The sequence below is a fragment of the Terrabacter sp. 01T434 genome, assembly GCF_056398545.1.
Window position 1 is genome coordinate 110,646 of sequence record NZ_JBFTPP010000003.1, and the last position, 18,408, is coordinate 129,053.

At 72.1% G+C, this 18,408-nt stretch carries 17 protein-coding genes; 6 read left to right on the forward strand and 11 right to left on the reverse strand.

Annotation, left to right across the window (positions count from 1 at the left end; all coding sequences use genetic code 11):
* Both AC1DIW_RS07990 and AC1DIW_RS07995 read right to left on the reverse strand, forming a co-directional pair.
* Positions 1-588, reverse strand: a complete 588-nt coding sequence (locus tag AC1DIW_RS07990) for a DNA-3-methyladenine glycosylase I (RefSeq protein WP_478107227.1) — start codon at positions 586-588, stop codon at positions 1-3.
* 136 nt (positions 589-724) lie between these two features.
* On the reverse strand, positions 725-1,957 hold the full coding sequence (locus AC1DIW_RS07995; protein WP_478107229.1) for a PucR family transcriptional regulator: 1,233 nt from the start codon (positions 1,955-1,957) through the stop codon (positions 725-727).
* Positions 1,958-2,043: 86 nt separating this feature from the next.
* Here AC1DIW_RS07995 and AC1DIW_RS08000 point away from each other — a divergent pair, with 86 nt between their 5' ends.
* The 4 genes from AC1DIW_RS08000 (at position 2,044) to AC1DIW_RS08015 (ending at position 7,026) form a co-directional block, all read left to right on the forward strand.
* Positions 2,044-3,192 carry a ferredoxin reductase gene (locus AC1DIW_RS08000; RefSeq protein ID WP_442277396.1) on the forward strand — a complete coding sequence of 383 codons (1,149 nt, stop codon included), beginning with the start codon at positions 2,044-2,046 and terminating at the stop codon, positions 3,190-3,192.
* A gap of 49 nt (positions 3,193-3,241) precedes the next feature.
* Positions 3,242-4,405, forward strand: coding sequence for a fatty acid desaturase family protein (locus AC1DIW_RS08005; RefSeq protein ID WP_442277397.1), 1,164 nt, complete (start codon positions 3,242-3,244; stop codon positions 4,403-4,405).
* A gap of 61 nt (positions 4,406-4,466) precedes the next feature.
* On the forward strand, positions 4,467-5,333 hold the full coding sequence (locus AC1DIW_RS08010; protein WP_478107231.1) for a phosphatase PAP2 family protein: 867 nt from the start codon (positions 4,467-4,469) through the stop codon (positions 5,331-5,333).
* 10 nt (positions 5,334-5,343) lie between these two features.
* Positions 5,344-7,026, forward strand: coding sequence for an NAD(P)/FAD-dependent oxidoreductase (locus AC1DIW_RS08015; protein WP_478107233.1), 1,683 nt, complete (start codon positions 5,344-5,346; stop codon positions 7,024-7,026).
* A gap of 176 nt (positions 7,027-7,202) precedes the next feature.
* On the opposite strand, the gene AC1DIW_RS08020 is transcribed toward AC1DIW_RS08015, so the two are convergent.
* The 5 genes from AC1DIW_RS08020 to AC1DIW_RS08040 all read right to left on the reverse strand — a co-directional run bounded on the left by AC1DIW_RS08020 (position 7,203) and on the right by AC1DIW_RS08040 (position 10,188).
* Positions 7,203-7,496, reverse strand: a complete 294-nt coding sequence (locus AC1DIW_RS08020; RefSeq protein WP_478107235.1) for a hypothetical protein — start codon at positions 7,494-7,496, stop codon at positions 7,203-7,205.
* 88 nt (positions 7,497-7,584) lie between these two features.
* Positions 7,585-8,208 carry an FMN-binding negative transcriptional regulator gene (locus tag AC1DIW_RS08025; RefSeq protein ID WP_478107237.1) on the reverse strand — a complete coding sequence of 208 codons (624 nt, stop codon included), beginning with the start codon at positions 8,206-8,208 and terminating at the stop codon, positions 7,585-7,587.
* Between the two features lie 206 nt (positions 8,209-8,414).
* Positions 8,415-8,702 (reverse strand): hypothetical protein, encoded by a 288-nt coding sequence (locus AC1DIW_RS08030; RefSeq protein ID WP_478107239.1) that lies wholly within the window; start codon positions 8,700-8,702, stop codon positions 8,415-8,417.
* On the reverse strand, positions 8,699-9,568 hold the full coding sequence (locus tag AC1DIW_RS08035) for a DUF4097 family beta strand repeat-containing protein (protein ID WP_478107241.1): 870 nt from the start codon (positions 9,566-9,568) through the stop codon (positions 8,699-8,701). The genes AC1DIW_RS08030 and AC1DIW_RS08035 overlap by 4 nt, the downstream gene beginning before the upstream one ends.
* 47 nt (positions 9,569-9,615) lie before the next feature.
* Positions 9,616-10,188, reverse strand: coding sequence for a toxin-antitoxin system HicB family antitoxin (locus AC1DIW_RS08040; RefSeq protein WP_442277403.1), 573 nt, complete (start codon positions 10,186-10,188; stop codon positions 9,616-9,618).
* A gap of 94 nt (positions 10,189-10,282) precedes the next feature.
* Here AC1DIW_RS08040 and AC1DIW_RS08045 point away from each other — a divergent pair, with 94 nt between their 5' ends.
* Positions 10,283-11,599 (forward strand): MBL fold metallo-hydrolase, encoded by a 1,317-nt coding sequence (locus AC1DIW_RS08045; RefSeq protein WP_478107243.1) that lies wholly within the window; start codon positions 10,283-10,285, stop codon positions 11,597-11,599.
* Positions 11,600-11,739: 140 nt separating this feature from the next.
* Entirely contained in the window at positions 11,740-12,837 is a 1,098-nt protein-coding gene (locus AC1DIW_RS08050; RefSeq protein ID WP_478107244.1) for an MBL fold metallo-hydrolase, read from the forward strand.
* 39 nt (positions 12,838-12,876) lie between these two features.
* Here the strand turns inward: AC1DIW_RS08050 and AC1DIW_RS08055 are convergent, their stop codons facing one another.
* The 4 genes from AC1DIW_RS08055 to AC1DIW_RS08070 all read right to left on the reverse strand — a co-directional run bounded on the left by AC1DIW_RS08055 (position 12,877) and on the right by AC1DIW_RS08070 (position 18,405).
* The gene (locus AC1DIW_RS08055) at positions 12,877-13,395 is read right to left on the reverse strand and encodes a GtrA family protein (protein ID WP_478107246.1); all 519 of its coding nucleotides are present in this window, start codon (positions 13,393-13,395) and stop codon (positions 12,877-12,879) included.
* A gap of 5 nt (positions 13,396-13,400) precedes the next feature.
* Positions 13,401-15,461, reverse strand: a complete 2,061-nt coding sequence (locus tag AC1DIW_RS08060) for a glycosyltransferase family 39 protein (RefSeq protein ID WP_478107248.1) — start codon at positions 15,459-15,461, stop codon at positions 13,401-13,403.
* Between the two features lie 435 nt (positions 15,462-15,896).
* Complete coding sequence (locus AC1DIW_RS08065) at positions 15,897-17,690, reverse strand: sensor histidine kinase (RefSeq protein WP_478107250.1); 1,794 nt, start codon at positions 17,688-17,690, stop codon at positions 15,897-15,899.
* Complete coding sequence (locus tag AC1DIW_RS08070; protein ID WP_442277409.1) at positions 17,668-18,405, reverse strand: response regulator transcription factor; 738 nt, start codon at positions 18,403-18,405, stop codon at positions 17,668-17,670. The genes AC1DIW_RS08065 and AC1DIW_RS08070 overlap by 23 nt, the downstream gene beginning before the upstream one ends.
* Positions 18,406-18,408 lie beyond the last annotated feature (3 nt).

Here is an 18,408-nt window from a genome sequence, read left to right on the forward strand (position 1 = left end):
CTAGACCGGCCAGACGCCCGAGCTGCCGCGGCGGTGGCTCCCGACGAGGTGCGTGTCGATGATGCCGACGGCCTCCATCAAGGCATACATCGTCGTGGGACCCACAAAGGCAAAACCTCGTCTGCGCAACGCCTTTGACAGCGCCTTGCTCTCGTCGGACACCGTGGGCACCTCGGAGTGATCGGCCGGTCGCGGGGTGTCGGCGGGCTGGAAGCCCCACACGAAGTCGACAAGGCCACCCTCCTCGCGCAACGTGATCGTGGCGCGGGCGTTCGTGATGGTGGCGCGGATCTTGCCGCGGTGGCGGACGATGCCGGCGTCGCCGAGGAGCCGCTCGACGTCGTCGTCGGTGTAGGTCGCGACGACGTCCGGGTCGAAGTCGGCAAAGGCGGCCCGGAAGGCGGGGCGCTTGCGCAGGATCGTCGCCCAGGACAGCCCGGCCTGGAAGCCCTCGAGGCAGATCCGCTCGTAGAGCCCGCGCTCGTCGCGGATCGGCATGCCCCACTCGGTGTCGTAGTAGTCCATGAGGAGGGGGTCCACCGACGCCCACGTGGGGCGGGCGAGCCCATCAGTGCCGACGACCGTCATGTCGCGACCCTAGGACACCCGAGCGACACCGTCCGCGGCAGGATGAGGACGTGACGCCGGCCCGTATGCCGGACTCGACCTCGAGACGCTCGACCTGCGCGCCCAGCCCGAGCACCGGTCACGGCAGGCTGAGTGGTCACGCCTGGGTCGATGATGAGGCGGACAGTGCGATGACGAGCTCACGCACCACGGCCGGGTCGCCGAGGCGGTCACCGTAGAGCTCACGCACCTGACCCATCCGGTAGCGCACCGTCTGGGCGTGGATGTGCAGCTCGGCGGCGACCTCGTCGCGGCGTCCCTGGTGCAGCAGCCACGACAGGAGCGTCTCGGCGAGCCGGTCCCGGGTGCCCGGTGCGAGCTCGGCCAGGGGCGCCAGCACATGGGCGCGCAGGTCGGCCAAGGCCTCCGGGTCGGCGGTGAGGACGAGGTCGGCCAGGTGCTCCTCGGTGTCGACCGGGGCCCCCGTGCGCGTCGAGCGGGCCAGGCCCACGGTGCGCGCGGCACGGTCGTAGGACGAGCGGGCCTCCGCCCACGGGCGCGGTGGACCCACGACGGCATGGCGGCCGGCGAGCACCCGCAGCAGGTGGAGCCGGCCGGGCCCGTCGGCGTCGGGCACCAGCAGGAGCGTGAGCGGCTGGTCGGGGTCGACGTGCTCGAGGCCCTGCAGGTCCTCGCCGAGCTGCAGTGCGTCGGTGCCGAGCGAGGCGAGCGCCCGGCGTGCCTCCGCCGCGGGCAGAAGCACGGCCGTGAGCGAGACCGGGACCGCCCACTCGGCCCGGGCTGCGGCCGCGGTCAGCACGTCGACGCCCGCGCCCGCCATCAGGTGCTGGCCCAGCCGTTCGCGGTAGCGGTCCCGGACCCGGCCGCTCGTGGTCAGCTCGTCCGTGTGGCCGGCCACGCTGGCCGCCGACAGCTCGTCGATGTAGGCGAAGAGCAGCTCTGCGAACTTCGCCATCGTCGTCGCCGGCAGCCCCGCCTCGGCTGCCGCGCGGGCCAGCTCGCGCCAGGACACCCGGGCGCCGACGCGGTATGCCGCGAGCAGGCTGTCCATCGAGCGACCCCCTCGCGCCTCCCCACGTCCGAGCGCGTAGGCGCCCTCGCGGGTCGGGCCCAGAGGCGTGCTCGCGTCGACGTCGCGTCCGCCCGCGAGCTTGAGGAAGCCCGCGATGGCCATCTGAACGGCACGGCCGATCGTGTCCCCGGCCACCCCTCCGAGAGCGCCGCGGTAGTCGGGGACCTCGTCGACGACCGCTGCCACCGTCGTCGTCGCGATGGCGGGCAGCCGCTCGCGCAGCACGCGCAGCACCGCGTGGTCCAGCTGGAGGTCGGCAGCGCCCCGAACCGTGGCGCTGCCCGCAGCCTTGGCCATCGACTGTTCCCTCCGAACAAGAGTTCCCGGATACTTCACGCCGAATGGTCAGGATCTTACCCTTGACCCTCAGTCATGCTGGAGGCATGAGCCTGACCGGACTCTCGAAGATCTCGAGCCCCTCACCCCGAGCCACCCGCCCGACCCTGCGCGGACGGCTCCTCCAGCTGGCCGAGCGCGCGACCTCCCCCCTGCTGCCGGCGGACTACCTCGACCTGTTCGACCCCCTGCGTCCGGGCGCCGACCTGCGCGGACGCATCGTCGCGGTCCACCCCGAGACCGCGGACGCCGCCACCATCGTCATCCGCCCCGGCGCCGACTGGGCCGGCCACGTGCCGGGCCAGTACGTCCGCATCGGGGTCGACGTCGACGGCGTGCGCCAGTGGCGCGCCTACTCCCTCACCCACGGCCCGCGCCCCGACGGCCACATCTCCATCACCGTCAAGGCCGTGCCGGACGGGCTCGTCAGCACCCACCTCGTGCGCGAGTCGCGACCTGGCACGCTCGTCCACCTCGAGCAGGCCCAGGGCGAGTTCGTGCTGCCGACCGACGGCGGCAAGTTCCTCTTCGTCACCGCCGGCTCCGGCGTCACGCCCGTCATCGGGATGCTCCGCAACCTCTTCCCGGTCGCTGACTCGGGCGTCGTACGCCTGCCCCGCTCGGCGGCATACGACATCGTCGTCGTGCACGTGGCACCGAGCGAGCCCGACTCGATCTTCATCGACAACCTCCGGTCGCTCGACGCCGCGGGCCTGATCCGCCTCGTGGCCCGCTACGACGACGAGCACGGGGTGCTCGACGTCGCCGACCTCGAGACGCTCATCCCGGACCTGCACGACCGGCAGACCCTCGCGTGCGGCCCCGGCGGCCTGCTCGACGCGCTCCAGGCGCACCACGACGAGCGCGGTCTGCCCCTGCTCACCGAGCAGTTCCGGGCCTCGACGCTCGTCGTCGGCGAGGGCGGCACCATCGACTTCACCGGCTCCGGCGCGACGGTCGAGGCCGACGGCGCCACCCCCATCCTCGACGCCGCCGAGGCGGCCGGCGTGCTCATGCCGTCCGGCTGCCGGATGGGCATCTGCTTCGGCTGCGTGCTGCCGCTGCGCGAGGGCGCCGTGCGCGACCTGCGCAACGGTGCCGTCACGACCGCGACTCCCGGCGAGACCGAGGGCGAGGGCGTGCCGATCCAGACCTGCATCTCCGCGGCCGCCGGCGCCTGCGTCATCGACCACTGACACCCACCGACACCACAGACCCACCGACCTCCGAACCAGAGGAGTCACCATGACCGTCCTGCAGAAGAAGACCCACAACCCGATCGCCCACCTCACCCCCGAGGACATCGAGCAGATCGGCGTCGAGCTCGACGCCATCCGGCAGTCCGTCATCGACACCCGCGGAGCCGACGACGCGGCCTACATCCGCAAGGTCATCGCCACCCAGCGCAAGCTGGAGCTCGGCAGCCGCGCCCTCCTGCTCGTGTCGATGTTCCCGCCCGCCTGGGTCGTCGGCACGGCCGGCCTCGCGGTCGCCAAGATCATCGAGAACATGGAGATCGGGCACAACGTCATGCACGGCCAGTGGGACTGGATGCGCGACCCGAAGATCCACTCGACGACGTGGGAGTGGGACAACGCCAGCCCGTCGGACCAGTGGAAGCACTCGCACAACGAGCTGCACCACACCTACACGAACGTCATCGGCAAGGACAACGACCTCGGCTACGGCATCATGCGCGTCGACGAGGACCAGCGCTGGGTGCCGCTCTATGCCGCGCAGCCGCTGTGGAACTTCGTCAACGCCTGCTTCTTCGAGTACGGCATCGCGGCCTACGACCTCGAGCTCGGCAAGAACCTCGCCACCAAGGAGCGCCGCCAGGACCCCGACTTCCGGGCGCGGGCCAAGGTGACGCTGAAGAAGATCCGCAACCAGATGACGAAGGACTACGTCATCCACCCGCTGCTGTCGGGCCCGTCGTTCGTCAACACGCTCGCCGCCAACGCCACGGCCAACCTCATCCGCAACCTGTGGACCCACTCGGTCATCATGTGCGGCCACTTCCCCGAAGGCGTCGAGACCTTCGAGCGCAGGTCCATCGTCGGTGAGACCCGCGGCGAGTGGTACCTGCGCCAGATGCTGGGTTCGGCCAACATCAGCGGCAGCAAGGCCATGCACTTCATGACCGGCAACCTCAGCTTCCAGATCGAGCACCACCTCTTCCCGGACCTGCCGAGCAACCGCTACCAGGAGATCGCCCCGCAGGTGCAGGACCTCTTCCGCCGGTACGGCCTGACCTACACGACGGGCTCGCTCCCGCGCCAGGTGGGGTCGGCGTGGAAGAAGGTCATCCGGCTGTCGGTGCCGAACGGCTTCCTCGGGCGACGCGCCAAGGCCTCCGTCACGGACCTGGCCGCCTCGAAGCCGGCCCGGGAGCACCTCGCGGCCTGAGCGGGTGGCAGGGCGCGCGGCGTCCAGGGCACGACGGGGCCAGGACGGGTAAGGATGGGGCATGCCCGACTCCATGCGTCCGCAGACACCGGACGACACGATCGGCGCCCGGGACCTGACGGCCTGGCACACCCGCTTCGGGCAGGGGCTCGTCGGCGTCTTCGCGGCGATGGCGCGCGCCTCCCGCCCGGCCGTCCGTCGTGTCGCCTCGTGGTCGTCGGCGCACGTGGCGTTCGTCGTCTTCGCCGTCGTCGCCCTCGTCGTCATGGCGGCCCTCGTCGAGGGGGTCGAGACGGTCTACGAAGGGGTCGTCGGTCGCGACGGGCTCACCGCAGTCGACCAGCCCGTCCTGGAGTGGGCCGTCTCGCTCCGCTCACCCGGGCTCGACTCCGCAGTCACGGCGTTCACGAATGTCGGCGGTCCGGTCGGCATGCCGATCCTCGCGCTCGTGGCCGTCGCCGTCATCACATGGCGTCGTCGGCGGTGGACCCCTCTCGTGCTGACGCTCATCGCCGCCGCCGGGTCGCTCGCCATGACGATCGTCGGCAAGGACCTCGTCGACCGGGCCCGGCCCCCCGCTGCCCTGGCCGTGCCGCCGCTCGAGGCGTCCGCGTCGTTCCCCAGCGGCCACACGCTCAACGCGACGGTGCTCACCACGGTCGTCGTCTATCTCGTCCTCATCGAGACCACCGCAGCCTGGCAGCGCGGCCTGGCGATCACGCTCGGCACCCTCTTCGTCGGGGCCATGGGGCTGTCGCGGGTCTTCCTCGGCCACCACTGGCTCACCGACGTGCTCGCCGGCTGGCTCATCGGGCTCGCCTGGGCGCTGGCCGTCATCACCGCACACCGCCTCTGGCTCACCCTGCGCGAACGGCCCGCGACGGCGGACTCGCGCGACGGCATACTCCCGGAGCGCTCCGCCTCCTAGGATCGATCGGGTGAACCCGGCGATCATCCTGGTGTCCGAGACCCGCTCCGAGGAGCTGCTCGACGAGTTCGGGCGCTACTCCCGCGACTACGAGCTGCCCACCGCGGGCTCGGCCCACGAAGCGAAGCTCGCAGCGAAGCGGGTCGTCGCCGAGGGCGGTCAGGTCGCGATGTTCGTCACCGAGTCGCGACTGCCCGACGCCGAGGTGCTCGAGGCCTTCCACTGGTGGCGCGCCACGGTTCCGACGGCGCGGCGGGTCATCGCCGCCCACGTCTCGAGCTTCCGCGAGGACGCCGAGCGCCTGCGCGGCGGGATGGCCAAGGGCAAGTACGACGCCTACCTCCTCATGCCCCGCGGCGCCCGCGACGAGGAGTTCCACACGGCCATCTGCGAGCTGCTGTCCGACTGGGGCTCCACCGTGGCCGAACCCGAGGTGGTGGCGGTGGCCATCGTCTCCCCCGTCGAGGACGCCCTGACGCTCAGCATCCGCGACTACCTCGACCGGATGGGCATGCCCAACCGCGTCTACGCCCCGGACAGCGACGAGGGGCGTGCCGTGCTCGAGCACGTCGAGGGTGACGTCGCGCCGGAGTATCCGCTCGTCATGGACCTCGGCAAACGCGTCGCGACGGCCCGGAGCGTGCGCGACGTCGCCACGCGCATCTACGGCCGGCCGGCCGACGTCGACGTGGACCGCGTCGTCGACGTCGCCATCGTGGGCGCCGGACCGGCGGGCCTCGCGGCCGCCGTCTACGCCTCGTCCGAAGGCCTGTCGACGGTGGTCCTCGAGGCGGAAGCCGTTGGCGGACAAGCGGGCACGTCGTCGATGATCCGCAACTACCTCGGCTTCCCGAGGGGGATCTCCGGTATGCGCCTGGCCCAGCGAGCGCGCAACCAGGCGGTCCGCTTCGGCACCGAGTTCTTCACCGGGTGGCCCGTCACGTCGTTCACGCCCGGCACGCCCGACGAGACTGGCGAGCCGCAGCCGCACGTGCTGCACACCGAGGGCGGCGACGTCCGCGCGCAGGCCGTCGTCGTGTCGGCCGGCGTGAAGTACCGCCGCCTCGACGCGCCGGGCATCGAGCGGCTCGTCGGGCTCGGCGTCCACTACGGCAGCGCCATGACCGCCGCCCGCGAGATGGAGGGCTCGGACGTCATCGTCGTCGGTGGCGGCAACTCGGCCGGTCAGGCCGCGATCCACCTCGCGCGCTTCGCCCGGTCCGTGACGATCCTCGTGCGGCGTGAGTCCCTCGCCGAGACGATGTCGAGCTACCTCGTCGGCGAGATCGGCTACAACCCGAGGATCACGGTCCAGGGCTGCTCCGAGGTGACCGAGGGCGGCGCCGGTGAGGACGGCCGGCTCGGCTGGGTCACGGTGCGCGACACCGCCGGCGGCACCGAGGAGCGCCGGGACTGCCGCGGGCTCTTCCTCCTCATCGGCGCGGCGCCCTACTGCGACTGGCTGCCGGACGCGGTTGCCCGCGACGAGCGCGGATTCGTGCTGACCGGTCGCGACGTGCCGCAGCGTCTGTGGCGAGAGGGATTGCCGCCGGAGAGCCTCGAGACGACGGTGCCCGGCGTCTTCGCCGCGGGCGACATCCGAGCCGGCTCGATGAAGCGCGTGGCCGCCGCCAGTGGCGAGGGCGCGTCGGTCGTGCCGCTCGTGCACGCCTGGCTCGACCCGACCCGCTGAGCCACCCCTCCCCCCTCTGTCCCCACCGTCGAAAGGCCACGTGTTGTCGGGTCGCGTCGGTCGAGTGGCCATTTCACGTCGCCGGGGCGTGGCCTTTCGACTCACGCGAAGCGGCCGAAGCTGGCCTCTCGACGGGTTCGAGGCGGCCAGACGTGGCCTCTCGACGGTCCGGTGGGTCAGAGGCGGATGAGCTGCCCGTCGCGAAACGAGTAGCGGTACGCCGTCGTCGTGGCCGCCGGGAGGTTGGCGGGGTGTGCGGCGTGGTTCCGATGCGGGTGCGGGGCCGGCTCCCCGGCCGCGCGCACGGGTGTCAGACCACCGGAGATGCCTGCCGCGTGGGCCTGCCCGGCCCCGAGGGCCGCGGTGCCGACGAAGGCAACCGCGACGGCCGCGCCCGCTGCGCCGAGACCCCGACGCAGCGCGGAGCGGAAGGTCGACGGGGCGTCTGCGGGGCCGGGTGTCGTGTCCATGGGTCCACCGTCGCGGCGGCGGCTGTGCGGCGTCTGTGCCTCACGGATGCGTTCGACATGGGTGGGCGGCACTGCAGCGGAATGCCGCTCACCCGCGGAGGGCGCGCTCCATCTCTTCAGCAACCACCCGGGCCACGGCATCACCCTCGCCGCGCAGGCCGGCGATCGCGCCCTCGCGGTCGGCGTCGGACCGGTTCTGGCTCAGCTTGGCCTTGCCCTCGACGGAGTCGACGACGACCTCGATGCCGACGATGGCGCGAAGGCGACCGCGGACGTACTTCGGCGGCGCATCGCTGACAGCCCACGGCTGTGCACGGTTCGCCTCGTGCCGCTCCGTGAGCCTCGTGACGACGTCGAGCACCCAGTCGGGGTCGTCGTGGACCGTGACCGCTCCCCGCAGCTGCACCTCGCTGTAGTTCCACGTCGGGACCACGCGCCCGTGCTCGGCCTTGGTGGCGTACCAGCCCGGAGACACGTAGGCGTCGGCACCGCTGACCACGATGAGTCCCGGGGACGCCGGCGCGATGCGCGTCCAGTGGTCGTTGGCGCGGGCCAGGTGTCCGACGACCCGGCCACCGTCGACGATCACGGGCAGCAGCGTCGAGTCCGGGCGTCCGTCGGGACCGACGGTGACGAGGTGCGCCGCTGCGTGCGCCGCGAGGAATGCCGTGAGGTCAGGGTCGTCCATGTCGTTGGCCTTGGGCACGTACATGCTCCGATGGTCGCACGCGCCGTCCGGACGGGACGCGCGACGGCGGGCGGACGGCATACGCCCTGCGGTGGGGACGGACGAAGCACCTTCGCCGTCCTGCCGGCCCGGTCCGAGCGTGTGCGTCCCGCGAACCTGCGTCATCGGTCCCGTGCCGCGAACGACGGAGCCCGCCGACGGGTGTCGGCGGGCTCCGGGGAGGGGCGGGTTCAGCTGTGCCGGTGCGGGGTCCGGCGGGGCGCCGCCGTCCAGGGGCGGGGGCCGGCGTGCAGGACGGGCACCGGGTGCTGGCTGCTGCCGGCGCGGGCGGGACGCTCGGCCGTGGGGTCGAGCCGCTCGGCGAGGCTGCGCAGCAGGAGCGCGGCCCGGACGTGACGGCGGATGCGGCCGGCCTGCTTGGGCACGTGGTGCGCGTGGTGGGCTGCGGCGACCCGCTCGACGATGCGGTCGCGGGCGATCGCCTCCTGGGGCGTGAGGTTCGCGGTCCCGGCGCTCATGCGAGGCTCACCTGCGCCCGCTTGACGCGGATGTCGCCGCTTCCGGAGTGGACGACCAGCCGAGCCTGGGCCTCGGCGTCACCGGGGCCCGAGGTCTCCTCGAGGTCGATGTCGACGTCACCCGTGACGGTGTTGAGGTCAAGGTAGGCCGCGACCCCGTGGGCGACCGCGATGGTGACGTCGCCGGTGCCCGTCCGGGCCCGCACCTCACCACCGTGCACGCCGTCGAGGTTGATGTCGCCGGTGCCGGTCGTCAGCTCGAGGTCGCCGGTCGAGGCCCCGATCTGGAGGTCGCCGGAGCCGGTCTTCGCCTTGACGGCCGCATCGGAGCGACGCAGTGCGATGTCGCCGCTGCCTGAGACCAGGTCGAGACGTCCGCCGCCTGTGCCGACGGTGATGTCGCCGGAGCCCGTCTTGGCCTCGAGGTCGCCGCTCGCCGACTGGAGGGTGATGTCGCCGGATCCTGACTTGACCCGGGCCGAGCCCACGTCGTGGAAGGTCAGGTCGCCGGCGCCGGTCGTGGCCCGGACCTCGCCGAGCAGCCCGAGGCCCGTGACGTCGCCGGCGCCGCTCTTGGCGTCCACCGCACTCGCGGCGGGCAGCTCCACCTCGACGTCGACGGAGCCCTTGGTGCCGAGGGAGAAGAAGCTGTCGCGCAGCTTGGGCGCGAGAACCGAGACGTCGTTGCCGTGGGCCTCGACGGTGAACTTCTCGGCGATCTCGGCTCCGTGCTTGCCGTGCGGGTGGAGGCGGACGGTCGTCGTCGTGCCGGTGCCGACGGTCAGCGTCAGGTCGCCGACGAGCAGCTCGGCCTTGAGGTTGATGGGACCCGTCGTGTCGAAGCGGGTCTCGAGGGTCGTGCCCATGGGATGTCCCCTTTTCTCGGAAGTGGTCTGATGTCTGTCCGGGCCGCTCAGCGGACCCAGCCCTGCACGCGCTTGTTGGAGGAGCGGTTGCGGCCCGGGGCTCCGGGCCCGAACTGCGGGCCGGGCGGCATCGGCGGGAAGCCCGGCATGGGGGCCGGCCCCGACGCGGTGGCGGCGCGGACCGCGTTGACGATCCACGTGTTGAGCGACTGGCCCCGGCCGGTGGCGAGCTCCTCGGCCCGGACCTTGAGGGCCTCGGGCAGGCGCAGCGTGATCCGGGAGGTTTCGGCCCCCTCGTCGTCGAGTGACACCACGGTGGTGTCATCGGTGGCGATGGCCGGGGTGTCGTCGGCGACGGCCGACGGGCCGGCCCCCACGACGACGAAGACGGGCTCTCGACCCTGGAGCCGAACCTCGACGGAGGTGCCCTCGAGCTCGTTGGTGATCTCGGCCGCCGCGTGGGACAGCGCGTCCATCAGGGCGAGGCGGGCCGAGGAGTCGAGAGCGAAACCGATCCGCTCTGCGGCCTGCTCGGTCTCCGGACCCATCGCCCTGGCCGCCTGGGCGAGATCCCGACGCAGTGCGTCGACGTACTCGGTGATGTCCATGCGCATCATCATGACACCATCATGGTGTCACGTCAACACCATGGTGACGCCGGACTGGCGCAGGGTAGGTTCAGCACACCCTTCGCCCCTGCTTGAAAGGCGCCCGATGCGCAGCCTCGGAACCTCCGACCACCCCACGGTCCGTGCCCTCTCGTCGGTCATCGAGAAGGTCTCCTCGCGCACCCGGGCGCGCCAGTTCGTGCGGGTCATGAACCGGATGGGCGCCTCCCCCGCGGCGGTCCTGCCCTACGTCCAGGACTCCCCGAACTTCGCGAACCGCCGGTTCGAGGGCGAGGAGCCGTCGCTGCGCCCGCGGGTCCGGGCCCAGACGCACGCGCTCGTCGCCGCCATCCGAGTCGGTGACCGCGGCAAGCCCGCCGGCAGGGTCCCGGTCGTCCCGGCGGAGCCGCCGCGGCAGCCGGGCGAGCTCGCCGTCACGTGGTACGGCCACGCGACCAGCGTGCTCGAGATCGACGGCGCCCGCTTCCTCATCGACCCCGTCTTCAGCGAGCGCGTCTCCCCGATCCGGCACGTCGGTCCCCGACGCATGCACCCGGTCCCGGGGGCGATCGCCGACATCCCCAGCATCGACGCCGTGCTCATCAGCCACGACCACTACGACCACCTCGACCAGCCGTCCATCGTCCGGCTCGAGGAGACCCACCGGCCGCACTACGTCGTGCCCCTCGGTGTCAACGCGCACCTGCTCGCCTGGGGCGTCCCCGAGCAGCGCATCACGGTGCTCGACTGGCGCGACGAGACCGAGGTGGCCGGCATCCGACTCACCTGCACCGAGGCGCGGCACAACTCCGGCCGGGGGCTCGTCGACAGCCAGACCCTGTGGGCGGGCTGGGCCCTGCGGGGTCCCCGCCACAGCGCCTACTTCCCGGGCGACTCCGGCACGTCCAAGCGCTTCGCCGCCATCGGGGCGGACCTCGGCCCCTTCGACCTGACGCTCATGCCCGTCGGCGCCTACGACCCGTTCTGGCCCGACATCCACATGGACCCCGAGCAGGCCCTCGCGGCGCACCGCGACGTCAACCGCATCGGCGACGAGATGCACGCCCTGACCGAGGACGAGGCAGGGGTGGCCGACGAGTTCATCGACGAGGACCACCGCATCGACACCCCGGGGGGCGCCCACGAGGAGGGCGAGCGCACCGAGACGACCCGCACGGTGCCGACCGCCGCCCGCGAGTCCCTCCTCGTCCCCGTCCACTGGGCCACCTTCAACCTCTCGATGCATTGGTGGGCCGAGCCCGTCCGCCGCATCCGCCGGGGTGCGGCGCAGGCACACGTCCCCGTCACCTTCCCCCGGGTCGGCGAGCGCGTCGACCTCTCGGGGGGCGACGCCCAAGCCGTCGCGGCAGCCCACTCCGAGCCCTGGTGGGAGCAGTGCGCGGCGCCCGAGGACCGCGACTGACCGGGCCGCCCAGGTGGCACACGGCATACGGCATACGGCCATCGGGAACTCGGGCGGCCCCCCCGTCGCTGGACGAGAATGACGGCAGCCCGCACCCGCGTGGCCGCTGAACCGTGAGGCACGACAGGCAGGAGAAGCCCGTGCAGCTCCCGATCCTGCGCCGGATGGGTGCGACGACCGCGTCGCAGCGCCAGGGCGCCACCGCATCGCCGAACTACCGCGACGGGGAGTTCCGCTCCCACGAGCCGACCCACGTCGTCGCGACGTCCGAGGCCGAGGGCCCGGGCAGCATGCTCGCGACGATGGCGCGCGAGTTCGGCCACGGCCGACCCCGGGGCACCGTCCCGCTCGTGACCCCGCGGCACCCGCACGAGCCCGCCGACCTGGCCGTCACGTGGTACGGCCACGCGACGAGCGTCGTCGAGCTCGACGGGCGGCGCTTCCTGCTCGACCCCGTCTTCGGCAAGCGCGCCTCGCCCTCGGTCGTCGCGGGGCCGAAGCGGCTGCACCCCGTCCCCGGCCGCATCGCCGAGATCCCGCACCTCGACGCGGTGGTCATCAGCCACGACCACTACGACCACCTCGACGAGCCGTCGATCCAGCAGCTCGAGCGCACCCACCAGCCGCACTACGTCGTGCCGCTCGGTGTCGACGCCCACTTGCGGTCGTGGGGCGTGCCCACCGGACGCATCACGAGCCTCGACTGGCGCGAGGAGACCGAGATCGCCGGCATCCGCCTCACCTGCACCGAGGCGCGGCACTTCTCCGGGCGTGGCTTCGTGCGCAACCAGACGCTGTGGGCGGCCTGGTCGCTGCACGGACCCCGGCACTCGGTCTTGTTCGGCGGCGACTCGGGGCCGACGCACCGCTACGCCGACATCGGCGCCGACCTCGGGCCTTTCGACCTGACGATCCTCCCCATCGGCGCCTACAGCGTGCACTGGCCCGACATCCACCTCAACCCCGAGGAGGCCATCGAGGCCCACCTCGAGGTCAACAAGGGCGAGACCGACGCGGTGCTGCTGCCCATCCACTGGGCCACCTTCAACCTCGCCACGCACTGGTGGAGCGAGCCGATCCGCTGGGCCCGGCGGGCGGCCGCCGAGCGGGGCGTGCGGATGGTCGCACCACGCGTCGGCACGCGGATCGAGCTGAGCGGCAACGACATCGACGAGGTCGTCGCCGCTCATCAGGACCCGTGGTGGGAGGCGTGCGCCGCGCCCGACGACCGGGACTGAGCGGTCAGGGCGGCCGTCCGGCGGACCGACAGACCGCCGTCAGCGGTCGTCGTGGGGGCTCTCGAGCACGCCGTCGACCACGTATGCCGGGTCTTGGCGGTCCGTCGGCCCGCTGAGCGCCGGACGGGCCGGCTCGGCAGGCACGCGGAAGATCCAGCGGCGCATCGCCACGAACCGGGCGCCGGTCGACAGGACGTTGGCCGCGGCGACGACCGCGGTCTGCACGGCGGTGCCTGCGTCGGGGACGAGCGCACCGAGCACGGCGAGCGCGACGGTCGTGGCGGCATACGTGATCGCGAAAATGACGAGCGCCTGGCCGTGCTGGGAGACCAGCCTGCGGCGACCCGACACCCCGAACGTCCACGCCCGGTTCAGCGCGGTGTTGCACACGGTCGCGATGACGAGGGCGACCCCGTTGGCCAGCTGTGACGGCGCACCGCCCCGCACCAGGGCCGCGAAGAGGCCGAGGTGCAGGGCGGTGGACACGATGCCCACGCCGGCGAAGCGGACGATCTGCTGCGACAGGCGGATTCGTGGCAGCGACGAGGTGGCTGACATCGTCGTCACTGGACGGGCTGGGTCAGGTCGTAGAAGGTCGATCCGTCGATCGTCACCGGGGTGAAGTTGTCCTGCACCCACGAGCTGATCTCCGACGATGCGCTGCTGCCGCCGTTCTGGTTGCCGAATCCCCTTCCGCCGCTGGCGAAGTAGTGGATCTGGCCGTTGGTCACGTACTGCTGGAACTGCGCGAGCGTCGGGCTCGGGTCCGAGCCGTTGAAGCCGCCGATGGCCATGACCGGGAGCTGCGTGCCGAGCTGAAGTCCTGCCGCGGTCTGCGAGCCGATGGCTGCGGCGACCCACGTGTAGTGGTCGGCGTTCGCGGAGAGCGCCGAGACCACGGCCGTGCTCGGCGTCGAGGCGTCGAGCAGGCCGCCCATGCCGCCTCCGGCTCCACCGGTCTGCGGGCCACCTTGCTGGGTCGTGCCGTTGGTGCCGGTCTGGCTGGGCAGCTGGGGCGGCGTGCCCCCGCGGAAACCGCCCCCGCCACCGGGACCACGGCTCGACCCGGCGGGTCCGGCCGTCACGATGGAGCCGCTGTGGCCCTGGGCGGTGGTGGACACGGCATACGCCCCGGGGCCGGCGAGGCCGGCGATGAGCGCCGCGGCGAGGACGACGGGCACGGACCGGGCGTGCATCCACCGGGTCGCGAGGATCAGCAGGGCGGCGGCCATGCCGATCGCGAGCACCGAGATGCGGAGCCAGTCACCGTAGGCCGTCGTGCGCGAGAGGAGGATGAAGCTCCACGTCGCGGCTGCCGCGGTCGCGGCGGCGAGGGCGATGGTGGCGACGGCGCTCGATCGGCGCTGCCAGGCCTCGACCGCGCCCATGCCGACCAGGGCACCGATCGCCGGGGCGAGGGCCACGGTGTAGTACTCGTGGAAGATGCCGGCCATGAACGAGAAGACGAGCATCGTCACGACGAGCCAGCCGCCCCAGACGAGGTAGGCAGCGCGGCGCAGGTCGGTGCGCGGGCGACGGCCACGCAGCCACAGGCCGGCTGCGAGCAGGATGAGCGCGCTCGGGATGAGCCAGGAGATCTGGTCGCCGACGCTGGAGGAGAACATCCGGAAGAGTCCGGTCGAGCCCCACATGCCACCGCCAGTGGCGCCGCCACCGCCGCCGCCCACCGAGCCGGTCTCGTCACCGCTCAGGCGGCCGAGACCGTTGTAGCCGAAGGTCAGCTCGAGGAACGAGTTCGTCTGGCTGCCACCGATGTACGGACGGGCCGACGCCGGGACGAGCTCGACGATCGCGACCCACCAGCCGGCCGACAGCACCATGGCGCCGACGGCGAGGAGCGAGTGGACGATCCGCTTGCGCAGGGTCGTCGGGGCCGCGATGAGGTAGGCGAGCCCGAAGAACGGCACGACGAGGAGGACCTGGAGGGTCTTGGTGAGGAAGCCGAGGCCGATGAAGACACCGACGATCATCATCCACTTCGGCGAGGCCTGCTCGATCGCCTTGATCGTGGCCCATGCGCCGAGCGCCATGAGCAGGGTCAGGAGGGCGTCGGGGTTGTTGAAGGTGAACATCAGAGCGGCGACGGGGGTCAGGGCGAGGACCACGCCCGCGATGAGGCCCGCGACAGCACCGAACTGGCGCTTGACCGTGGTGTAGACGACGCCCACCGTCGCGACGCCCATGAGCGCCTGCGGCAGCAGAATCGCGAACGAGCTGAGGCCGAGCAACCGCACCGACAGGGCCATCACCCACAGGGAGGCCGGCGGCTTGTCGACGGTGATCGAGTTGGCGGCGTCCGAGCTGCCGTAGAAGAACGCCTTCCAGCTGTCGCTGCCGGCCTGGACCGCGGCGGAGTAGAACGAGTTCGCGTAGCCGCTCGCCGTGAGGTTCCACGTGTAGAGCACGAGCGTCACGAGCAGGAGCCCGAGGAGGGCGGGGCGGGCCCAGCCCGGGTCGGCGTCGGCCCCGCGCCAGAGGCGCCGGATCCGACCGGGACGACCCGCGCGGGCGGGCGGCGGCGTGGTCTGGGGGCGGGAGTCCGCCGCCCCGACGGGCATCGGGGCGGTGCCGGTCCCACCCGTGGTGAGGGTCATCGTGTCCATGCCCCCACCGTCGCGGGCCGGACTGTGCCCTGCCTATGACATGACTTTGGTCCCGTGATGAGTGACCAAACCACCACAACAACTCCGCCCCGGCGAAGAAAGTGAGGCCCCAGACCCCCGAACCACCACCACAACTCCGCCCCGGCGGACAAACCGAGACCCCAGACCCCCGAACCACCCCCACAACTCCGCCCCGGCGGACAAACCGAGACCCCAGACCCCCGAACCACCMCCACAACTCCGCCCCGGCGGACAAACCGAGACCCCAGACCCCCGAACCACCACCACAACTCCGCCCCGGCGGACAAACCGAGACCCCAGACCCCCGAACCACCACCACAACTCCGCCCGGGCGGGGTTGTGGCGGCGGTCGCGGCGGGTCGCGGTGGGGGTGGTGGTTCGGGTCGCCTTTGCGCTCGGACGGACCGTGCTGGGTCAGGGGGCTGCGGGCAGGAGCAGGCTGAAGGTCGTGTCGCCGGGGCGACTCTCGAGCTCGACGCGACCGCCGTGGGCCTTGCTCACCGCGGCGACGATCGACAAGCCCAGCCCGGTGCTGCCACCAGCCCGCACGCGGGCGTCGTCACCGCGGGCGAAACGTTCGAAGACGTTGGGCTGCAACGACTCCGGCACCCCCGGACCGTCGTCGTGGACCGCGACCCGCACCCACTCGCCCTCCGGCCGCACCGACGTCGTGACGCGGGTGCCGTCGGGGGTGTGGGTCCGCGCGTTGGCGAGCAGGTTGGCGACGACCTGGTGCAGTCGGGCGCTGTCTCCCGTCACCTCGACCGGCTCGGGAGGCAGGTCGAGGTCCCAGCGGTGACCCGGAGATGCTGCATGCGCGTCACTCACCGCGTTGATGACGAGCATCGACACGTCGACTGGAGCCTCCTCGAGGGGACGGCCGGCGTCGAGACGCGCGAGGAGGAGCAGGTCCTCGACGAGCGAGCTCATCCGGTTGGCCTCCGACTCGATGCGGACCATCGCGTGGGTCACCGTTGGTGGCACGGCGTCGGCCTCGCGACGGGAGAGCTCGGCATACCCCTTGATCGACGCCAGCGGCGTGCGCAGCTCGTGCGAGGCGTCCGCGACGAACTGCCGGACGCGCTGCTCGCTCTGGTGGCGCGCGTTGAGCGCCTCGTCGACGTGGTCGAGCATCTCGTTGAAGGCCGCGCCGACCTTGCCGACCTCGGTCCGGGTGTCGGTGTCTGCCGGGTCGACCCGCTCGGCGAGCGCGACCTGTCCCGAGTCGAGCGGCGTCTGCGAGACCTTGGTCGCCGTCCTCGCGAGCCGGCGCAACGGCTCGAGGTTGCGGCGCACGAGCCAGGTGCCCAGCACGGCCACGAGGATGATGCCGGCAGCCACGGTGCTGATCGCGAGCACGACCATCTGCTGCACGGTGCGATGCTGCTGCGCGACGGGCAGGCCCACGACGAACGTACCGGTCGTGTCGGTCCGGGTCTGCGGGTTCACCAGCGATCCGGCCGTCGACACGAGGCGGTAGGGGCCCAGACCGTCGAGCGACACGGTCGTCGGCTGCGGGCCGAGACCAGCGCTGCTGAGTCCGTTCAGCTGGCTCGACGAGAGCGGGATGCGGGCGTGGCCGCTCGACGACGCGGTGCCGGCAGCGACCGGCACGTCAGCCGTCGGGGACAGGGGGAAGAAGGCGATGAGCCCCTCGTCGCCCGGGCCCCGGGGGCCGCCGTCGCCCCGGTCCCCCAGCCCGGTGTCGAAGGGGCGCCCGTTGACGAGCTGGGAGACCGAGGTGCGCAGCTGGTCGTCGACCTGACCGGTGAGCTGCCGGTCGAGCGCGATGACGGTGAAGGCTCCGGTCGCGAGGCTGAGCACCGTGAAGAGCGCGAGCATCGAGGCGACGAGCTTGGCGCGCAACGTCCAGGCCGACCACGGCCTCGTGCGGTCCCACGCGTCCACGAGACGCTGGCGCACGGATGAGCTCGACGACGCGGGCGGCCGCGGGTCGTGGCCAACGTCGCGGCCAGCATCGTCACCGGCGTCGTGGCCGGCGTCGTGGTCGGGCGTCGCGGCATACGACCGCGTGCGATCGTCTCCAGGAGCGTCGGGCTCGGCGTGGTCGGCGCGCTCGTCGGTGTCGTCGTCACGGAAGCCGACGATGTCGGAGAAGAGGTCGGGCGCGATCGCGCCGTCGGCGTCGGGGAGGTCCGCGGGGTCGGGCAGCTCGGTGCCGGTGTCAGACGGCCGGCTTGAGGACATACCCAGCCCCTCGCATGGTGTGGATCATCGGCTCCCGTCCGGCGTCGATCTTCTTGCGCAGGTAGGAGATGTAGAGCTCGACGACGTTGGCCTGGCCGCCGAAGTCGTAGTTCCACACGCGGTCGAGGATCTGCGCCTTCGAGAGCACGCGCTTCGGGTTGCGCATGAGGTAGCGCAGCAGCTCGAACTCCGTTGCGGTCAGGTGGATCTCCTCGCTGCCGCGGCGGACCTCGTGGCTGTCCTCGTCGAGGGTGAGGTCACCGACGACGAGCACGGAGTCGGAGGACGACACGGCGACCGTCGTGCGGCGCATGAGTGCTCGGACGCGGGCGACGACCTCCTCGAGGGAGAACGGCTTGGTGACGTAGTCGTCGCCGCCGGCGGTCAGACCCGAGACTCGGTCCTCGACGGCGTCCTTCGCGGTGAGGAAGAGGACGGGCACGTTGCTGTTGTCCGCACGCATGCGCCGGAGCACCTCGAGCCCGTCGAAGTCGGGAAGCATCATGTCGAGCACGACCGCGTCGGGGTCGAACTCACGGGCCGCGCGCACAGCCTCCATGCCGGTGCCGGCGGCCCGCACCTCCCACCCCTCGTAGCGCAGGGCCATCCCGAGCAGCTCGGTGAGGTTCACCTCGTCGTCGACGACGAGGACCCGCACCGGGGAGCCGTCGAGTCGCTGGAGCCGCGCGGCCGCGGACTTGGTCTTCTCGCTCATGTC